This is a genomic window from Brevibacillus jepli, assembly GCF_047229145.1.
In the GTDB taxonomy this organism is placed as follows: domain Bacteria; phylum Bacillota; class Bacilli; order Brevibacillales; family Brevibacillaceae; genus Brevibacillus.
The window spans coordinates 87,203-103,172 of sequence record NZ_JBFEFW010000008.1; the positions used below are offsets into that span (position 1 = coordinate 87,203).

The 15,970-nt window shown below is 42.8% G+C and carries 11 protein-coding genes and 1 pseudogene; 6 read left to right on the forward strand and 6 right to left on the reverse strand.

The window, feature by feature from the left end; all coding sequences use genetic code 11:
• Positions 1 to 6 precede the first annotated feature (6 nt).
• The gene (locus AB1L17_RS10705) at positions 7 to 369 is read left to right on the forward strand and encodes a response regulator transcription factor (RefSeq protein ID WP_412844869.1); all 363 of its coding nucleotides are present in this window, start codon (positions 7 to 9) and stop codon (positions 367 to 369) included.
• Positions 366 to 932 (forward strand): hypothetical protein, encoded by a 567-nt coding sequence (locus tag AB1L17_RS10710; protein WP_412844868.1) that lies wholly within the window; start codon positions 366 to 368, stop codon positions 930 to 932. Before AB1L17_RS10705 ends, AB1L17_RS10710 begins: the two co-directional genes overlap by 4 nt.
• A 37-nt stretch (positions 933 to 969) precedes the next feature.
• Here the strand turns inward: AB1L17_RS10710 and AB1L17_RS10715 are convergent, their stop codons facing one another.
• Positions 970 to 3,936, reverse strand: a complete 2,967-nt coding sequence (locus AB1L17_RS10715) for a Tn3 family transposase (protein WP_017474138.1) — start codon at positions 3,934 to 3,936, stop codon at positions 970 to 972.
• A 146-nt stretch (positions 3,937 to 4,082) separates the two neighbouring features.
• On the opposite strand from AB1L17_RS10715, the pseudogene AB1L17_RS10720 reads away from it, so the two are divergent.
• Together AB1L17_RS10720 and AB1L17_RS10725 are read left to right on the forward strand one after the other, a co-directional pair.
• Positions 4,083 to 4,659: pseudogene (locus tag AB1L17_RS10720) on the forward strand (recombinase family protein).
• 303 nt (positions 4,660 to 4,962) lie between these two features.
• Entirely contained in the window at positions 4,963 to 6,432 is a 1,470-nt protein-coding gene (locus tag AB1L17_RS10725; RefSeq protein WP_412844867.1) for an IS1380-like element ISPaen1 family transposase, read from the forward strand.
• A 551-nt stretch (positions 6,433 to 6,983) separates the two neighbouring features.
• On the opposite strand, the gene qacH is transcribed toward AB1L17_RS10725, so the two are convergent.
• From qacH to AB1L17_RS10750, 5 genes are all read right to left on the reverse strand, one after another.
• Positions 6,984 to 7,361, reverse strand: coding sequence for a quaternary ammonium compound efflux SMR transporter QacH (gene qacH, locus AB1L17_RS10730; RefSeq protein ID WP_412844866.1), 378 nt, complete (start codon positions 7,359 to 7,361; stop codon positions 6,984 to 6,986).
• 2 nt (positions 7,362 to 7,363) lie between these two features.
• Positions 7,364 to 7,912: a TetR/AcrR family transcriptional regulator gene (locus AB1L17_RS10735; RefSeq protein WP_486599181.1), complete on the reverse strand. Its 549-nt coding sequence runs from the start codon at positions 7,910 to 7,912 to the stop codon at positions 7,364 to 7,366.
• A 356-nt stretch (positions 7,913 to 8,268) separates the two neighbouring features.
• Entirely contained in the window at positions 8,269 to 9,432 is a 1,164-nt protein-coding gene (locus AB1L17_RS10740; RefSeq protein ID WP_006211807.1) for a Ger(x)C family spore germination protein, read from the reverse strand.
• Positions 9,429 to 10,955: a spore germination protein gene (locus AB1L17_RS10745; protein ID WP_006211808.1), complete on the reverse strand. Its 1,527-nt coding sequence runs from the start codon at positions 10,953 to 10,955 to the stop codon at positions 9,429 to 9,431. The genes AB1L17_RS10740 and AB1L17_RS10745 overlap by 4 nt, the downstream gene beginning before the upstream one ends.
• Positions 10,952 to 12,025, reverse strand: a complete 1,074-nt coding sequence (locus tag AB1L17_RS10750) for an endospore germination permease (protein WP_006211809.1) — start codon at positions 12,023 to 12,025, stop codon at positions 10,952 to 10,954. The genes AB1L17_RS10745 and AB1L17_RS10750 overlap by 4 nt, the downstream gene beginning before the upstream one ends.
• A 244-nt stretch (positions 12,026 to 12,269) precedes the next feature.
• Between AB1L17_RS10750 and AB1L17_RS10755 the strand changes: the two genes are divergently transcribed.
• Both AB1L17_RS10755 and AB1L17_RS10760 read left to right on the forward strand, forming a co-directional pair.
• Positions 12,270 to 15,233 (forward strand): Tn3 family transposase, encoded by a 2,964-nt coding sequence (locus tag AB1L17_RS10755; protein WP_024631230.1) that lies wholly within the window; start codon positions 12,270 to 12,272, stop codon positions 15,231 to 15,233.
• A complete protein-coding gene (locus AB1L17_RS10760) occupies positions 15,230 to 15,937 on the forward strand; it encodes a tyrosine-type recombinase/integrase (RefSeq protein ID WP_006211811.1) in 708 nt (235 codons plus the stop codon). Before AB1L17_RS10755 ends, AB1L17_RS10760 begins: the two co-directional genes overlap by 4 nt.
• Positions 15,938 to 15,970: the final 33 nt, after the last annotated feature.

A 15,970-nucleotide genomic window follows, 5' to 3' on the forward strand; every position in this document is an offset into this window, starting at 1 on the left:
ATCAGGATGGCAGCGATTATGTTGGCCGAGGACGAAGCCGTGTTGCGCATGCTGATCGGCGACACGCTTGAGGATGAAGGGCATGAACTCGATATCGCCTGCGATGGAGAGGAAGCCCTGCAAAAAATCGGGCAAAATGCGTACGATTTGATTATTTTAGACTACATGATGCCGAAGCTGACGGGCTTCGAGGTTTTGCAGAAGATCAAACAAATGAACGACAAAAAGGCAGTGAAGGTCCTCATTCTCTCTGCAAAAAGTCAACATGCCGAACAGGAAAAGATGCTTGCAGCAGGTGCCGATGACTTCATGCCGAAGCCTTTCAGCCCGATGGATCTTGTCCGGAAAGTAGAGGAAATGCTCGAATGACCGGGTTCTGGCCGTTTATCAGAAAAAGCATCACTCGTCGCTTTATGGCGATGATGCTCCTCTTTCTGTCATTGATGATTGCGGGCGCTGGCATCGTTCAATATTTAAATTACAGCGCCTTCAACGAATATCAGACAGCGATACACACTGCCAAGCAAAAACAAGATTTGGTCGCAGAGATCGCTGAGCACACGAACCAGATCTTTTTTCGTGCAAGGGGTTATTATGCTTTTTTGAACCCGTATGAGTACAATGAGCTATTTCTGGAGAAAAAGAAGCTGGAACAAGCGCTGGAAGCATTCAAAAAGCTGCCGCTCAATCAAGAGGAACAAACGCTGGTCGATTCGGTCGAGTCATTCTTCACGAACTTTTTCACCAATGTGTTTCCTACCTTTTCGAGTTATGCAAAGACAGGAGACTATGAATCCCTGCGAAAAGCTTCGTCCAGTGGCGTGAATCAGGAAGTGAACAACCTGCTTCAATACGCTGTACGGTATCAGGAAGAGCATGACGAGCTTTTGTATATGGGGTCCCGTCAGGAAAATGCGGATTTACAACGCTAAGCACATTTTCGAGACGATTCCCCCATTTTTAACAACGTTAAGAAAATTTCAATGGTCTTAAAGAATCTAACGAGACTATTTTCTCGGAATTAAAATGGTATTCTCCTAGTAAATTAATATGTTCCCAACCTAGAGGCGATATATGGTGCAATAATTCTTCATTAAAACTACCAGACTGTTTTTGATATTCAACTGCTTTTGTTAGATGTAAGGTATTCCAGATACTGATGGCATTAATGATTATGTTTAAGGCACTGGCCCTTTGCAATTGATGCTGTATGGTTCGTTCTCTAAGCTCACCTTGTTTTCCAAAGAAAATAGCCCTTGCTAATCCATTCATGGCTTCTCCTTTATTCAATCCTCTTTGTATTTTTCTTCTTAATGATTCATCTGAAATGTAATTCAAAATAAAGATCGTTTTTTCTATTCGGCCCATCTCACGTAAGGCGGTAGCTAAGCTGTTTTGTCTTGAATAGGAACCTAGTTTCCCCATTATAAGGGAGGCTGAAACTGTTCCCTCCCTTATAGAATGAGCTAATCGCAAAACATCCTCATAATTTTCTTTAATGACCTTTTTATTTATTTGTCCACGTAAAATGGCTTCTAATTTTGGATACTCACTTGCTTTATCTATTGTAAATAATTTCGAGTCTGATAAATCTCTTATTCTAGGAGCAAATTTAAATCCTAATAAATGAGTCAGTCCGAATATTTGGTCTGTGTAACCAGCTGTGTCTGTATAATGCTCTTCTATATTTAGATCCGTCTCGTGGTGCAACAATCCATCCAAAACATGAATAGCATCCCTTGAATTTGTATGTATAATCTTTGTGTAATAAGAAGAGAATTGATCACTAGTAAAACGGTAGATAGTTGCTCCTTTTCCAGTCCCGTAATGTGGGTTTGCATCTGCATGCAGTGATGAAACACCTAGCTGCATTCTCATACCATCTGACGAGGATGTTGTACCGTCGCCCCAATAGGAGGACAACTGTAATTTATGATGAAAATTTACTAAAATGGCTTGGGCTTTATTCATTGCATCTTCATACATGCGCCATTGAGATACATTAGCTAGTTGCTTATATGTAAGTCCGGGTGTGGCTTCGGCCATCTTGCTCAAGCCAATATTCATTCCCATCCCTAAAAGGGCAGCCATGATAATGATTGTTTCTTCTTTATCTGGTTTTCGATTATTGGAAGCATGGGTGAATTGCTCATGAAATCCTGTTATATGAGCAACATCCATGAGTAAATCGGTTAATTTTATTCTTGGTAGCATCTGATAAAGGCTTGCACTAAACTTTTTTGCTTCTTCTGGAACATCTTTTTCTAAGCGTGCAAGTGACAGTTTTCCTTTTTCAAGAGAAACTCCATCCAACTTGTTGGAATTGGCAGCTAACCATTTTAACCTTTCATTAAGGCTGCTGGTTCTCTCCGTTATATAATCTTCGAATGATAAATTAACTGATAATCTCGTATTCCCCTTCGATTGATTCCATGTATCTTCCGAAAACAAATATTCCTCAAAATCCCTATATTGTCTACTGCCAACAATGGAAACATCTCCTGCACGAACATGCTCCCGAAGTTCTGTTAAAACAGCCATTTCATAGTAATGACGATTAATTGTTGTACCATCATCCTCATATAAATGCTTTTTCCATCGTTTTGAAATAAAATCCACGGGTGAGTCATCAGGCACTTTTCGCTTTCCGGATTCGTTCATTCCTCGAATAATCTCTACGGCTTGTAAAAGTGGTTCATTTGCCTTTGTAGAATGAAATTCCAGTACCCTTAATAGCGTTGGCGTATATTTTCTAAGTGAATAAAATCGTTTTTGCAGTAAGTCCAAATAATCATAGTCGGCAGGACGTGCAAGCTCCTGAGCCTCTTCTACTGAACAGACAAAGGTATTCCATTCAATAACTGATTCTAAAACCTTAAAAACGTCTAGTTTTTCCTCTCTTGCTTTAATTAATGCTTGTCCGATGTTCGTAAAGTGTATAACTTTCTCATTTAGCTTTTTACCGTTTTGTTTCTGGATTTCCTCTTGAGCCTTACGGCCTTTTGATAACAAACTAAGTATTTGCCTATCATGAATTTCAAACGCTTTATCTGTTAGCTCCTGAGTAAGTTGTAATAAATAGACGGCTAATATCGAATAACGTTTATTTTCTTGAAAGTCACGGAACGCATACGGTTCGTATCTTGAACCTAAGCGAGAAAGCTGTAATAGACGATTACGATGCAAATGGCTAATTTGCACTGTTTCTAATTCCATTTCTCGTAGGTATTCAAGTCGTTCTATTACTTTTAGAAAAGTTTCGGGTGAAGGATGACCCGGTGGTTCCTTTAACCAACCCAATATCGTTTTATTGGATTCGGATGGATGCTGCGAAGTAATAATCTCTTCAAGTTTTTCTTTTTGCTCATTTGTAAGAGATCTACTAACTGTATTAAATAGCTTCTTTTCAGCCATCGCCCTTGCTTCCCACACCATTCTTTCAAGTGTAGTGATAGCAGGCAGTATAATTTTGTTTTTTCTTAGAAAATCTATGCATTCATGCAGTAGATGAATAGTATCACCATTTTCCAAAGCTAATTGATGAAGGTACTTAAACGTCATTCGATATTCACTCAGGGTAAAAGTTACAAAGTCATATTCACTTCGAATTTCTTTCAAATGATCCCAAAGTGTATTTTCCCTTTGAGGATAATGATCAAGCGAGGATGGACTAGCACCAATCTGTTTCGATATATATTGTATGACCAAATCTGGGATGCTTTTGATATGAGTGTATGGCCAACCGGGATACCGAAGAACAGCTAATTGAACGGCAAACCCTAAACGGTTTTCTTCCCTCCTTCGCTTATTAACTATTTCTAAATCACGATTGGAAAAAGTGAAGTAGGTCCCCAATATCCATTCATCTTCAGGGATTTGCATAAAAGACTGTCTCTGTTCCGGTGTAAGCAATTCTCTACCTCTCGCAATTTTCATTCAATATCATCCCATTTCTGTATTTTTCAATTTATTAGTTCAATTATATATCAATAGAGTGTACTCTATTGATACAAGTGTAATAGACTGATAAAATCATAGTTAAGAGAGTCTCATAAGACTTGTCTCAAAAACGAGGTGACATTTTGCGAAAAATCGGTTATATACGTGTTAGTTCGACTAGCCAAAATCCTTCAAGGCAATTTCAGCAATTGAACGAAATTGGAATGGATATTATTTTTGAAGAAAAAATTTCTGGAGCAACAAAGGATCGTGAGCAACTTCAAAAAATGTTAGAGGACTTACGGGAAGGTGACATTATTTATGTTACAGACTTGACTCGAATCACTCGAAGTACGCAGGATTTATTTGAATTGATCGATTTAATACGAAGTAAAAAAGCAAGCTTAAAATCACTCAAGGATTCATGGTTAGATTTATCAGAAGATAATCCATACAGCCAATTCTTAATTACGGTAATGGCTGGTGTTAACCAATTAGAGCGAGATCTAATCCGTATGCGTCAACGTGAAGGGATTGAGCTGGCTAAGAAAGAAGGAAAGTTTAAAGGTCGGTTAAAGAAATATCATAAAAATCACGCAGGAATGAATTATGCAGTAAAGCTATATAAAGAAGGAGGTATAACTGTAAATTCAAATTTGTGAAATTACAAATGTGTCTAGGGCTTCATTATATAGAAAGCTGTCGGAAGGGAAAAAATAGTCGTTCCCTATTCCATTAAAGGGCCATTATATTGAATACTTGAATTCGAGATAATTGAATAAAATTAAGTACTTCATTTAATAGCCCTTTTATTGAATAAGATTTCTGAACGGAACTGGATATTTATGTTAATCATGAATTCGGAATGTAGCCTAGCCAAAATCTGAGAGATTCACGTTGTGACAAGGCATTTTCGTCATAAAAAGTTGCCAATTTTTTTGCAAAATAAACAGGACACTGCAAGCCTCTTGTCAAAGGTTAAACCACCACGAATAACCAACGAGAGGAAGTGTCCCTAGCAACATGGTACCACAAGCAACGAACCATGCGCCAGAACGAAAATCACGCCGCGAACGCCGAATTGAAATTCTTGCGGAGCGTCGCCGAATCAAGCAGATCATGAAGAAGTTGAGACCGGTCACATTCGACAACAACACCGTCACGGAAGCCGGGAACTTCCAGTTCCTTGCCAGGTTCAAGGAACTCATCGGTCTGGACACCCTTATCGAGAGTCACGTTCATCTGGAACAAACAGCCAACTGTGTCTACACGGCCGAAAAGCTCGTCGATCACCTGCTGGACTGCGCGCTACTCGGCCACACACGTTTTTCACATATGAATGCCCTGCAGTCGGACCCTGGTTACCAGATCGTTACCGGCATCGAGCGTTTTCCTGACGAAAGCACCTTTCGCAATTTCCTGGGCAAACTCACCTGGAGCCATCTGATTCAGCTTGTCGCGTTAAACCGGGATTTGCTGGCACATAAGGCGCGGACGGGCGAAAAGCGCCTGGTCTGGATCGACATCGACGACACGGTCATCACGCTGTTCGGGGAGCAGGAAGGCGCGACAAACGGCTACAATCCGCGTTACCACGGACGTCCCTCGTACAAGATCCGGGTTGCTTTCATCGCCGGAAGCGGCGAGCTGATCCACTTGCAACTGAATCCCGGCAACATGAACGGCATGAAGGATTTGCTCTCGTTCGTTAAAGAAGTCGAAGCGATGCTGCCGCCGGAATGGATCGTCGAAGGCATCCGGGCCGACTGCGGTTTTGCCGACGAAGCTGTCATGGCGTACGCCGAAGAACGCGGCTGGCAGTACATCTTCAAGCTCCCGAAGAAAGCGACCGTCAAGAAGGCCATCGCTTATCTGCAGCAGCATCCCGCCTTTTGGGAGACGCTGAACGAAAAGGAAGAGCGCATTACGTTCGCAGACGAGGATGATCGTTGGGCTGCTGCCGACATCCCGATTCTCCTTACCAACTGGGAGAAAGCCAGGCGCTGTGTCATCTACCGGGAAGCCCACGAAACCGAGCGTACAACCGATGGCCAATTGACGATGGCTCTCACGACCTATTCCTTCCAAGCCATTGTCACCAATACCGATCTCAAGCCGCTCATGCTGCTTCGCTCGTACAACAAGCGCGCCAACATCGAGAATCGCATCGATGAATTGAAAGAAGGTTATGCGGTGGAACAAAACAGCCAACATTCCATGCTCCGCAACCTGCTGTTCAGCTGGATCAAGGCCATTGCCTACAACGTGATGGTCTGGTTCAAACAGACGCTGATGCCGGAAACCTTGCAGCGGTGCGAAGTCCAAACGATTCGCCGAGCGGTGATCCGGGTACCCGGCAATGTGGTCGGCTCCGGTCGCTACCAGCATATCCGGCTTGCGCCGAATCCGACGCTCGCTGGAATCGTCGATGCGATGCAGCAAAAGCTCAGAGCATTGGCCATAAGCTTCATTCCGACTCTACATGCGGCCTAACGGTTCGATTCATCCCTGGCCATAACGGCATTTCGACCTGTAAAAATCAGGTCTTCTTTGGGTTGTGCAAAAAAACGCAGGATCACATCAGAACGTAAGAAGACTTAAAAGCCCGGCTCCAAAAACGCATTGAAACAGGCATTCCGTAGTGCGATGGCGGGTTATCCACAGGCCTGAGTTATCCACATTCCGATTTCATGTTAATACTTGTTTGGTATTGTTAAGAAATGTACTTAAACTAAAGAAGCAGGAGTAGAATAACAAAAAAAGAGTTTGGGACATAACAAAATGATTGCTTCTAAAAGACGAACACTAGCTGTTCCCATCTCTTTGATTTGTCTGAACACGTTCGTTCCATTGCGCTACGGCCACTCGCTTTCCGCGGGGAGGAACCTGAGCTTCCTTGCTGGAGTCGAGTGTCCTACGCTCCATTCCACCCTGTTTCCAACATTGTTTTCACAATCAAAAAACCTGAACGATTAAAAGTTATAAACTCTCAATCGTTCAGGTATAGTAAGGACTGAACTACTTATGTCTCAGTCTCTTTTTTGTTATTCCATCTTTTCATTGATTGTAATAGTTTCGCTTGCTTCATGACCAGATTCTCCATGTCCTGGTCCGAATAAATTCAATATTACAACTCCAACAAGAATCAGTATTATTCCTGTAATGCTAGCCATGTTAATTTTCTCTTTCCAAATTAAAACTGAAATAATTGTAGTAAAAACAATACCTAATCCTGACCATATTGCATACGCAGTATTTAAAGGGATTGTTTTCAGTGAAAGTGACAAAAAGAAAAAACTACCAACGAAAGCTATTATTACCCCTATTGTAGGAAAAAGTTTTGAAAACCCTTCAGAAGCTTTTAATAAAGAAGAACCAATAAGTTCCCCAACTATTGCAAGTACTAAATATAGATAAGACATTGTTATTCATCCTCCTGAGTCATTTTGATTAGTTCATCAAAAACTTTAACTTTTAAATCTTCGCTTAATGGTGCCATTCCAAATATTTCTGATAACCATAAACCATCTATGGATAATCTTGCTATTGTAATTTTGACAGGGTCGATCCCATCATTCATTAATTTTGTTTGCATACTATTGTATTTCTGGCGGAAGTCGTCTAATAAATCTGGATTAATAAACATCGCAGCCATTAATGCTGAATTTAGATTGTTGTTATCTAAATCGGAAAATGTAGTATTAACATAAGCCCTTATCCATTTTCCTATCTCTTTATTATCGTTATTAACTAACGTTAGAATGCTCTCGAAAAAATTATTTGTCCAATCTTCCACCATTCCTTTAATTAATGCTTCTTTGCTAGGGAAATGGTATAATAATCCACCTTTACTCACCCCAGCTTTTTGGGCGACCGCCTCTAAAGTGAGTTTGACAACCCCTTCTTCTTTTACAATTTCAGATGCAGCAGTCAATATATTTTTTTTCTTATTTGCATGCTTTGAAATAGACATAATAACCTCCATATTTTCGATATTTATACTATACCGTCTGGACGATTTTTTGTCAACCGGATTAGAGTTTTTATGTAGTATCACTGTTTCACAATCAATTTATTCTAAAAAATAAATCTCAAGTTTAAGGTGAAATCCACTTAAAGTAACGGGTGCAGGTTAGTTTAAGAAGCATAGGCGTTTTTTTTGAATAAGACCCTATTTGGGGTAGTACCAGCGAAGCTGACACCACCCGCAAAGTATATGGGCAAATATGTAAATCAGTAATTCTAGGATCTTATTTCCCTCGATCCTTTACCTTTTCGCCGCGCTAGACATTCTATGACAGGTATTTGTATCAATGAAGAAATCAAAAATTAGGGGACAGCAAGAATCTCTTTTTTAAATTTATATCTTCCAGGATATACGATATCCATATTAACGCTTATAGCTTGCAAGGAATCCTCGTTTAAGACAAAATGCTGTTTCCCTGATGCAATGCGTTTCCATTCATGCGGATTCTTGCGAAAAAGAGATTCCCCTAGATTATAAATATCTATATTCTTCTCAAGCGCAGTTTGAAAGGTTTTCCTAATTTGCCGCTCAATTTCTTTTTGAGCCATTTGCGTGAGTTCTTGTTCAGTAACGTCTGCATGCAACTCATTTACCCCAGCCTTCACTGAAACGGATATATCGAAATACGCTTTATCATATTTAACACTTGGAGTAATGTCATATTTAGGTTTCTCTGCGACGAGAACCGCTATAAGTTTTTTATCGGAAAACAAGTCAAGAGGCAGTCGGATTGTGTGTTTATTTAGCCACGGCAACCCGGACAGATCTTGGATGTCCATGCGTGCATAATAGTGCTCTTGATCATATACTTGTATGCCAGAAAATCTAAGCAACTCACGTGGCTTTTGATTTTCCTTCCATTGGTCTTTTCGAATTGATAATTCTGGTATATAGCTTGACTTAGCCTTTTCATTTGAATCCAGAACAAACTGTTGCAGGCGGATCGGAGCGAGAATAGAATGCTGTCGATAATTCTGTTCAGGATTATGTAGAATCGATGCCTTTGGTGACAATCTGAAAAACGATGTTGCCATTAAGATCTCGTCAAGGGGATCTCGCGTGCTGAATAGCCAGGCTAAGTACCTTATTTCACGATAACGGTTGATCAGTTCTAACACTTCACCGACTTTCCTTTCCTTCATCAACCGTTCGCTGAACAGAATCGCAGAGACTTGTCCCCAGTTTAACCTCTGTTGCGAAGTGCTGTATAAATCATTCGCTGCTTCTGTAAACGAGGAGCCTTGTCCCTTACCGACCCAGACCGGGGGCTGCTCCGCTTTTTGTTGGCCCTCCAGCTTTGCCACTGTCGAGAAGTCAAGCAATTGCGCATAGATGGTGTATTGACCTTCCGCATAGTCAATTCCGACTGCTGTCGTATAATTCATGTTTTGCACTTCGTATTTGCTCCAGCAGCCGGTGAGTATGATGAGGGGCAGAAGAACAACGATATATTTATACGTCTTCATTTCTGCCCATCCCCTTGGCTTGTAGGATCGTGAGTATTCAGATTGTCCGGTCGAGTTTTTCGCCATCTCCAAGGTAATCGGAACAATGCATTGGCGAAATCTTTATATGGGGGCGAAAGCGGAGCCAGGTAAGGCAAACCGCATGAACGCAATGAGGCTAAATGGGTTGTCACGATAAATAAAGCAAGAAAAAAGCCATAGATGCCAAGCGCGGCAGACAAAATAAACACGATAAAGCGTAAGATGCTAATTGTCCCAGATAACGACTGGCTGGATAAAGTCGAACCGAACACCTGAGTAATCGCTCCTATGACAACGATGCTCGGGGATAAAAATCCTGCCCGAATGGCTGCATCCCCCAGGATAAGACCTCCCACAACGGTAACAGTAGAGCCAATGGCAGAAGGCAAGCGAACACCGGCTTCCCGCAATATTTCTAAAAAGATGAGCGACAGAAACATTTCCCCTGCCACACCTAATGGGATTCCTAATCGGTTAATGCCAATAGTTGCAAGTAAATAGTAAGGCAGTTGATCTTGATGATACGCAAGAATGGCAACCCAAAATCCGGGCAGCATGAGTGAAACGGACAACCCGAGCAAACGAAGAGTTTGCCCGAACGTGGCCGATAAAGCAGTAAAGTGGATATCTTCCGGTGTTTTCAGGAGCAAGAACAAATTGGCTGGAGCGATCAAAGCAGCCGGAGTACCATCCACAATTAATGCTACGCGGCCATTCATCATGCAGTTCACGGTGAAGTCCGGTCTTCCTGTGTACCCCATCAAAGGAAACAAAGCTCTTGTCGGTTCCATTAATTCTTCCAGTTGAGTGGCGCTGATTGCTCCGTCAATTTGAATACCATCCAATTTTTTCTTTATATCTTGAACAATATTCGGATTAACAATGTCTCGCATATAAAGAATCGCAACTGTTGTTTTAGTTCTCACGCCAACTGTTTTGGTTTCGTATACCATGCTGGTTGACTTGATACGTTTCCGAATCAGCGCAACATTGACGCCGACTTCTTCAACAAAACCGTCTTTTGGACCGCGTATCGAGACTTCAATGTTAGACTCTTCCGGCTTACGTGCCGGTTTTTTGGAAATATCGAGGGAGAACAACGAAGTTAGTGCCGGAATGAACAAAAGCAGCTTGCCCTCGAAAATATCCGTTTCGACTTGTTGCTCCCACTCCTCGAAAGAAATGCTCTCTAACTGTAATTGACACGACTCAACAATCTCCTCATTCTTATGAAATCCGTAAGTTTCATAAAAACGAGTCAAGTGGGGCAGCACCATATCCTGAATGAGCTGTTGGTTGTCACATAAACCATCGCAGTACAGCAAAACGATCCTCGACTGATCATCACCAGCTTTTATTTTGTAAACATGACGCTTAACATCTTGACACATCTGGAAGCGTTGGATAAGCGACGGTTCACTAAGCGGTTGTGAAACAGTTGCCACTTTGTTTGATGGCGATGGTAAGACCTCCGCCTTCTTATTTCTGAATCGTTTTATCATTCGTAGATACTCCTTTTATTTCGTGTTGAGGTTCGTACGACATATACGATCATGACCCCAATTGTAAAGACACAAAACGATGGAAAGTAATATAGGCTCAATAGGTCTTGAAAGACCATATCGCTAATAGGCAGCAATGTAACAACCAACATGAATAAAGCGCCTAGGAACATAGGTATCCACTTATACTTTTGTAATTTCCATAATTCCCCCAAGAGATACATGGAAAGGGACACTCGAATGAACATACCGGATAGCCATTGGTAAATCGAGAAAAAATCGACATGCTCCACATACTCGCCCAGTCGAACCATTCTCCATTGTTCATAAACAGGATATCGTTGGTTTGCCGCTTCATCAGGGCCATACATTGTAATCGAACCCATCAAAGGGCCGATCGTAAGCCCGGATAAAATGAGACAAACAAGCATCAAACTTATGAAGCCCGGTTTCTTCGTTAACTTATGCTGGATCAGCATCAGCAACGACAACTCCAGCAACCCGCTGGCAGCGTAGGGAACACCTTTCCATAGTGGAGGTGTTCCTTTTTCGAGCAAAGGAAAAAGCAAGGTATAATCTTTAAACTGAAAGTTTGCAATCATTACAAGGTCGCCAAGAATGACAACGAAAGGTAACAATATCCCGCTCACAATCGCAATGGTGCGAAGCCCCTGATATGCCGCAAAGAAACATCCGACAATTGTTGCTACCACAAGGACGAGCATTGGAGTTTGAGGCATATAAGTTGCAATTGTCCAAGTTAGAGTATCCTTCAAGGAAATGAGTCCCATGAGCCATACAAGCACACTATATATGAAAACCAGGGTTATGGAGAGAAACATTCCGAAATGCTGCTGCAACCAATCCTTTAAATGTATGCCGTTCATGTTTTTGATGATGTAGTTCAAAGAGCCAATCCAAAGAGGCGAAGCGATTAATACAAGAAGTACTACCAGCCAGGCATCTCGCCCTGAAGCACCGAGCAGTAACGGTATAATAATGACGTGGTTCAGCAAACCGACTGAAAGCATAATTATCATGTATGACTGTATAAGCGGAATTTTTGGCATAAAGATCACCTCTTTCAACTTTTGAAGAAGAATATGGAAACACCATTATATACTTTTCCCTCATCGTCTTCATTCCAATCACTTCGGCTATTCCATCTTGCAAAAGTTCCGTTTTTGATTAGGTAATTGGAATATGATAGCTTTTTGCTCCACATTGCCTCATTAAGTATGCTTCGGTATACTAAATTTAATGATTAAAATTCCGATTCTAACCATTTTAGGAACTTTACTCGGAGGGGATCAAGTGAAGCGAAATTGGGAGCTGGAGGAGTTAATTGAGCATTTTACGTTTCTTCCCAACGAAATGCAGCAAGTCGGCAATAAGTCGGGGGAGACTCGGTTGGGGTTTGCTGTTCTGTTTAAGTTTTTCCAATACGAAGCGCGATTCCCCTTCCAAAAATTCGAAGTGCCCAAAGCAGTAATTCAATACATAGCAAAGCAGATCGAGGCACCGGCAGAGCTGTACGCACAATACGATTGGACTGGTCGCTCCATTACCTACCATCGAACACAAATCAGGGAGTTTTTTGGCTTTCGTGAGGATACCATCAATGATGCCGAAGAGGTAATCGATTGGCTATGCAAAAGCGTATTATTCCAAGATCACGATTTCGAACATTTGGTCGAGACCGTATACGGGCGATTTCGGGAGATGAAAGTTGTACCGCCTACGCCTGATCGCATTGAGCGACTTATCAGAGCCGCAATCCGTACATATGAGGAACAATTTTTCCAAGTCACATTGGAAAAGTTGCCTGCGGCATCTTTGTCCAAACTGGATTCACTCGTAGATAGTATCGCATTTCTAGATGAAGACCAAGGCGGCAGCGACGAGGGACTTCTTTCTTTTCAAGAGTTAAAAGCTGATCCGGGCAAACCAGGTGTCGAAAGTGTGTTAAGAGAAGTAAGCAAGCTGCGAACGATTCGAAATCTGGAGCTTCCGGATAATCTGTTTCGTGATATCCCTCTTAAAGTATTGACCAAGTACCGGCAGCGGACCGCAACAGAGGATCTCCGGGAACTTCGTCGCCACCCTGATCCGATCCGTTACACATTGTTGGCCGCATTCTTCTGGCTAAGGAGTATGGAGATAACGGACAATTTGATTGAGCTACTTATTCAAATCGTCCATCGAATAGGAGTACGGGCAGAACGCAAGGTCGAGAAGGAAATTCTGAATGACCTACGGAAAGTAAGCAATAAGTATGGCATTTTATTCAACATGGCCCAGTCTGCCGTCAACAATCCAGACGGAGTAATTCGTGATGTCATTTTCCCGGTCGTAAATGAGCAAACGTTACGGGATTTGATAAAAGAATTCAAGCATACCGGACCGGCTTACCGTGAGAAAATCCATACCATTATTCGGGCTTCCTATGGGAGTCACTACCGCCGTATGGTTCCCGAAATACTAGGCATTCTGGAATTCCGATCAAACAATGAAGTGCATCGGCCAGTGATTCGTGCGCTGGAACTGGTAAAGAAATATTCTGACACCGGCCATCATTATTTGCCAATGTCCGAAGAAATCCCGGTAGATGGTGTAATCCGGACGGTTAATAAAGAAATCATTGTTGAGAAGGACGAGAAAGGCCAAGAGCGAATTAATCGGATGAATTATGAGATAAGCGTTCTGCAAGCTTTACGGGAAAAGCTTCGTTGCAAGGAAATATGGGTGGCCGGAGCGAACCGATACCGGAATCCGGACGATGACTTGCCGACAGACTTCGAAGAACGGCGGGAAGAAAATTATAAGGCTTTAAAGCAGCCGCTGGATGCAGAAGCATTCATTGCAACGTTGAAGCAGGCCATGAAAGATGGATTAGAAAAGCTTGATACCGGTCTCCAGAAAAACCCCAAGGTCCGGATCACGGAGAAGGGTAATGGTTGGATTAGCTTATCTCCGTTAGAACCACAAGCAGAGCCAGTCAACCTATCACGGATAAAATCAGAGATGCTTCGGCGCTGGCCAATGACGAGCCTGTTGGACATTTTAAAAGAGGCCGATCTTCGTGTCGGATTTACTGAAAAATTCAAGACTGTTGCTGTACGCGAAGCGTTAAGCAGGGATACGCTGCAAAAGAGACTCATCCTATCCCTTTATGGCCTCGGGACGAATACCGGCTTGAAACGTGTGAGTGCCGGTGAGCATGGAGAAAGCTACAAAGACTTGCTGTACGTCCGCAGGAAATTCATTCATAAGGACAATCTCCGAAATGCGATATCCGAAGTGGTTAATGCGATTTTTCGCGTTCGGATGCAGGAGATTTGGGGCGATGCCACGACATCCTGTGCATCGGATTCAAAAAAATTTGGTGCATGGGATCAAAATCTGATGACCGAATGGCATATCCGGTACCGCGGCCGCGGCGTTATGATATATTGGCACGTTGAGAAGAATTCGACATGCATTTACTCGCAGCTCAAATCGTGCTCCTCCTCTGAAGTCGCTGCCATGATGGAAGGATTGCTTCGTCATTGTACCGAAATGGAGGTCGAGAAGAATTACGTGGATTCACACGGCCAGAGCGAGGTTGCGTTCGCATTTTGTTACCTTTTGGGCTATCAGCTCATGCCACGGCTCAAAGCGATTCATTCGCAAAAACTTTACCGGCCCGAACCAGGCATGACCGATGCCTATCCGAATTTGCAGCCGGTGCTGACCCGCCCAATCAACTGGGAGCTAATTCGGCAGCAATACGATCAAATGATGAAGTACGCTACGGCTCTCCGACTCGGAACCGCCGAAACAGAAGCAATCTTGAAACGATTTACCCGTAATAATTTAAAGCATCCGACCTATCAAGCTTTGGGGGAACTCGGCAAAGCAGTCAAAACGATATTCCTCTGCGATTACCTGCACTCGGAGGAGCTGCGCCGCGAGATCAATGAAGGCTTGAATGTCGTGGAAAATTGGAACTCGGCCAACAGCTTTATCTTTTACGGCAAAGGTGGAGAAATCGCTACCAACCGGTTAGAAGATCAAGAGCTAGCCGTATTGTCTCTTCACCTTCTGCAAAACTGCCTGGTTTACATCAATACCATTATGCTTCAAAGCATCCTATCCGACCGCAAATGGTTCGATATGATGACTTCGGAAGACTTGCGGGCGCTTACCCCGCTGATCTACACGCACGTAAACCCTTACGGCACATTTAGGCTGAACATGAGTGAACGCCTTCCGTTGGAAGAAGGTGTTATTGCGTGAGTGAAAGACGCATATCCCCGAAACGCAAAGCGAAGGAGCTGGCGAAGTATCTCCGAGGGGAACGGCCAGATTATGACTATCTCAAAAGCCTGTTTCAGCATCTTCGAGCAGAGCTGGAGGTAGAGGTTCCAAAAACAGCGAAGAAGCTCCCCTATGTACCTACAGAAGAGGAGCTTAAGCGCTACTACGATGTGGTTTGGCAAGCGAAGAACTTTCAAGACATGATGATCGTCAAGACGCTGCTATATACCGGCGTTCGGGTAAGCGAGCTGATCAATATCAAATTGTCCGATGTTGATTTCCACTACTGCCAAATCCGGATTAATAAGGGCAAGGGGAATAAGGATCGCATTGTCCCTTTCCCTCAATCGTTCAAGGAAATGCTGGCCATGCACGCCGATTCAATGAAAAAGAAGCAGGCGGTTTACTTGTTCGAATCATCGTGGAAGAAAAAATATACGGATCGGGGAATACGAAAGATTTTGGCTAAATATTCGGAGGAAGCCGGTCTTGTACAAAATCTGTCGCCGCATAAGCTACGACATTTCCTGTTGACTTGGCTTAAAAAGCAGGGCATCGATGACGCACTCATACAACCGTATTCCGGCCACGAAAGCCGGAAGTCGTTGGAAGTCTATTCAAAACTGGCAATCACTGATGCACAGCAGGAGTACAACGAGGTCATCAACAAATTTCCCATTTAATAACATCTACTTTGCGGGTGGTGTCAGCTTCGC

Excerpts from the sequence above, each read along its gene's own strand:
- AB1L17_RS10705 (WP_412844869.1), top strand. The coding sequence starts at position 7 with ATGGCAGCGATTATGTTGGCCGAGGACGAAGCCGTGTTGCGCATGCTG.
- AB1L17_RS10710 (WP_412844868.1), top strand. The coding sequence starts at position 366 with ATGACCGGGTTCTGGCCGTTTATCAGAAAAAGCATCACTCGTCGCTTT.
- AB1L17_RS10715 (WP_017474138.1), bottom strand. The coding sequence starts at position 3,936 with ATGAAAATTGCGAGAGGTAGAGAATTGCTTACACCGGAACAGAGACAG.
- AB1L17_RS10725 (WP_412844867.1), top strand. The coding sequence starts at position 4,963 with ATGGTACCACAAGCAACGAACCATGCGCCAGAACGAAAATCACGCCGC.
- qacH (WP_412844866.1), bottom strand. The coding sequence starts at position 7,361 with ATGTCTTATCTATATTTAGTACTTGCAATAGTTGGGGAACTTATTGGT.
- AB1L17_RS10735 (WP_486599181.1), bottom strand. The coding sequence starts at position 7,912 with ATGTCTATTTCAAAGCATGCAAATAAGAAAAAAAATATATTGACTGCT.
- AB1L17_RS10740 (WP_006211807.1), bottom strand. The coding sequence starts at position 9,432 with ATGAAGACGTATAAATATATCGTTGTTCTTCTGCCCCTCATCATACTC.
- AB1L17_RS10745 (WP_006211808.1), bottom strand. The coding sequence starts at position 10,955 with ATGATAAAACGATTCAGAAATAAGAAGGCGGAGGTCTTACCATCGCCA.
- AB1L17_RS10750 (WP_006211809.1), bottom strand. The coding sequence starts at position 12,025 with ATGCCAAAAATTCCGCTTATACAGTCATACATGATAATTATGCTTTCA.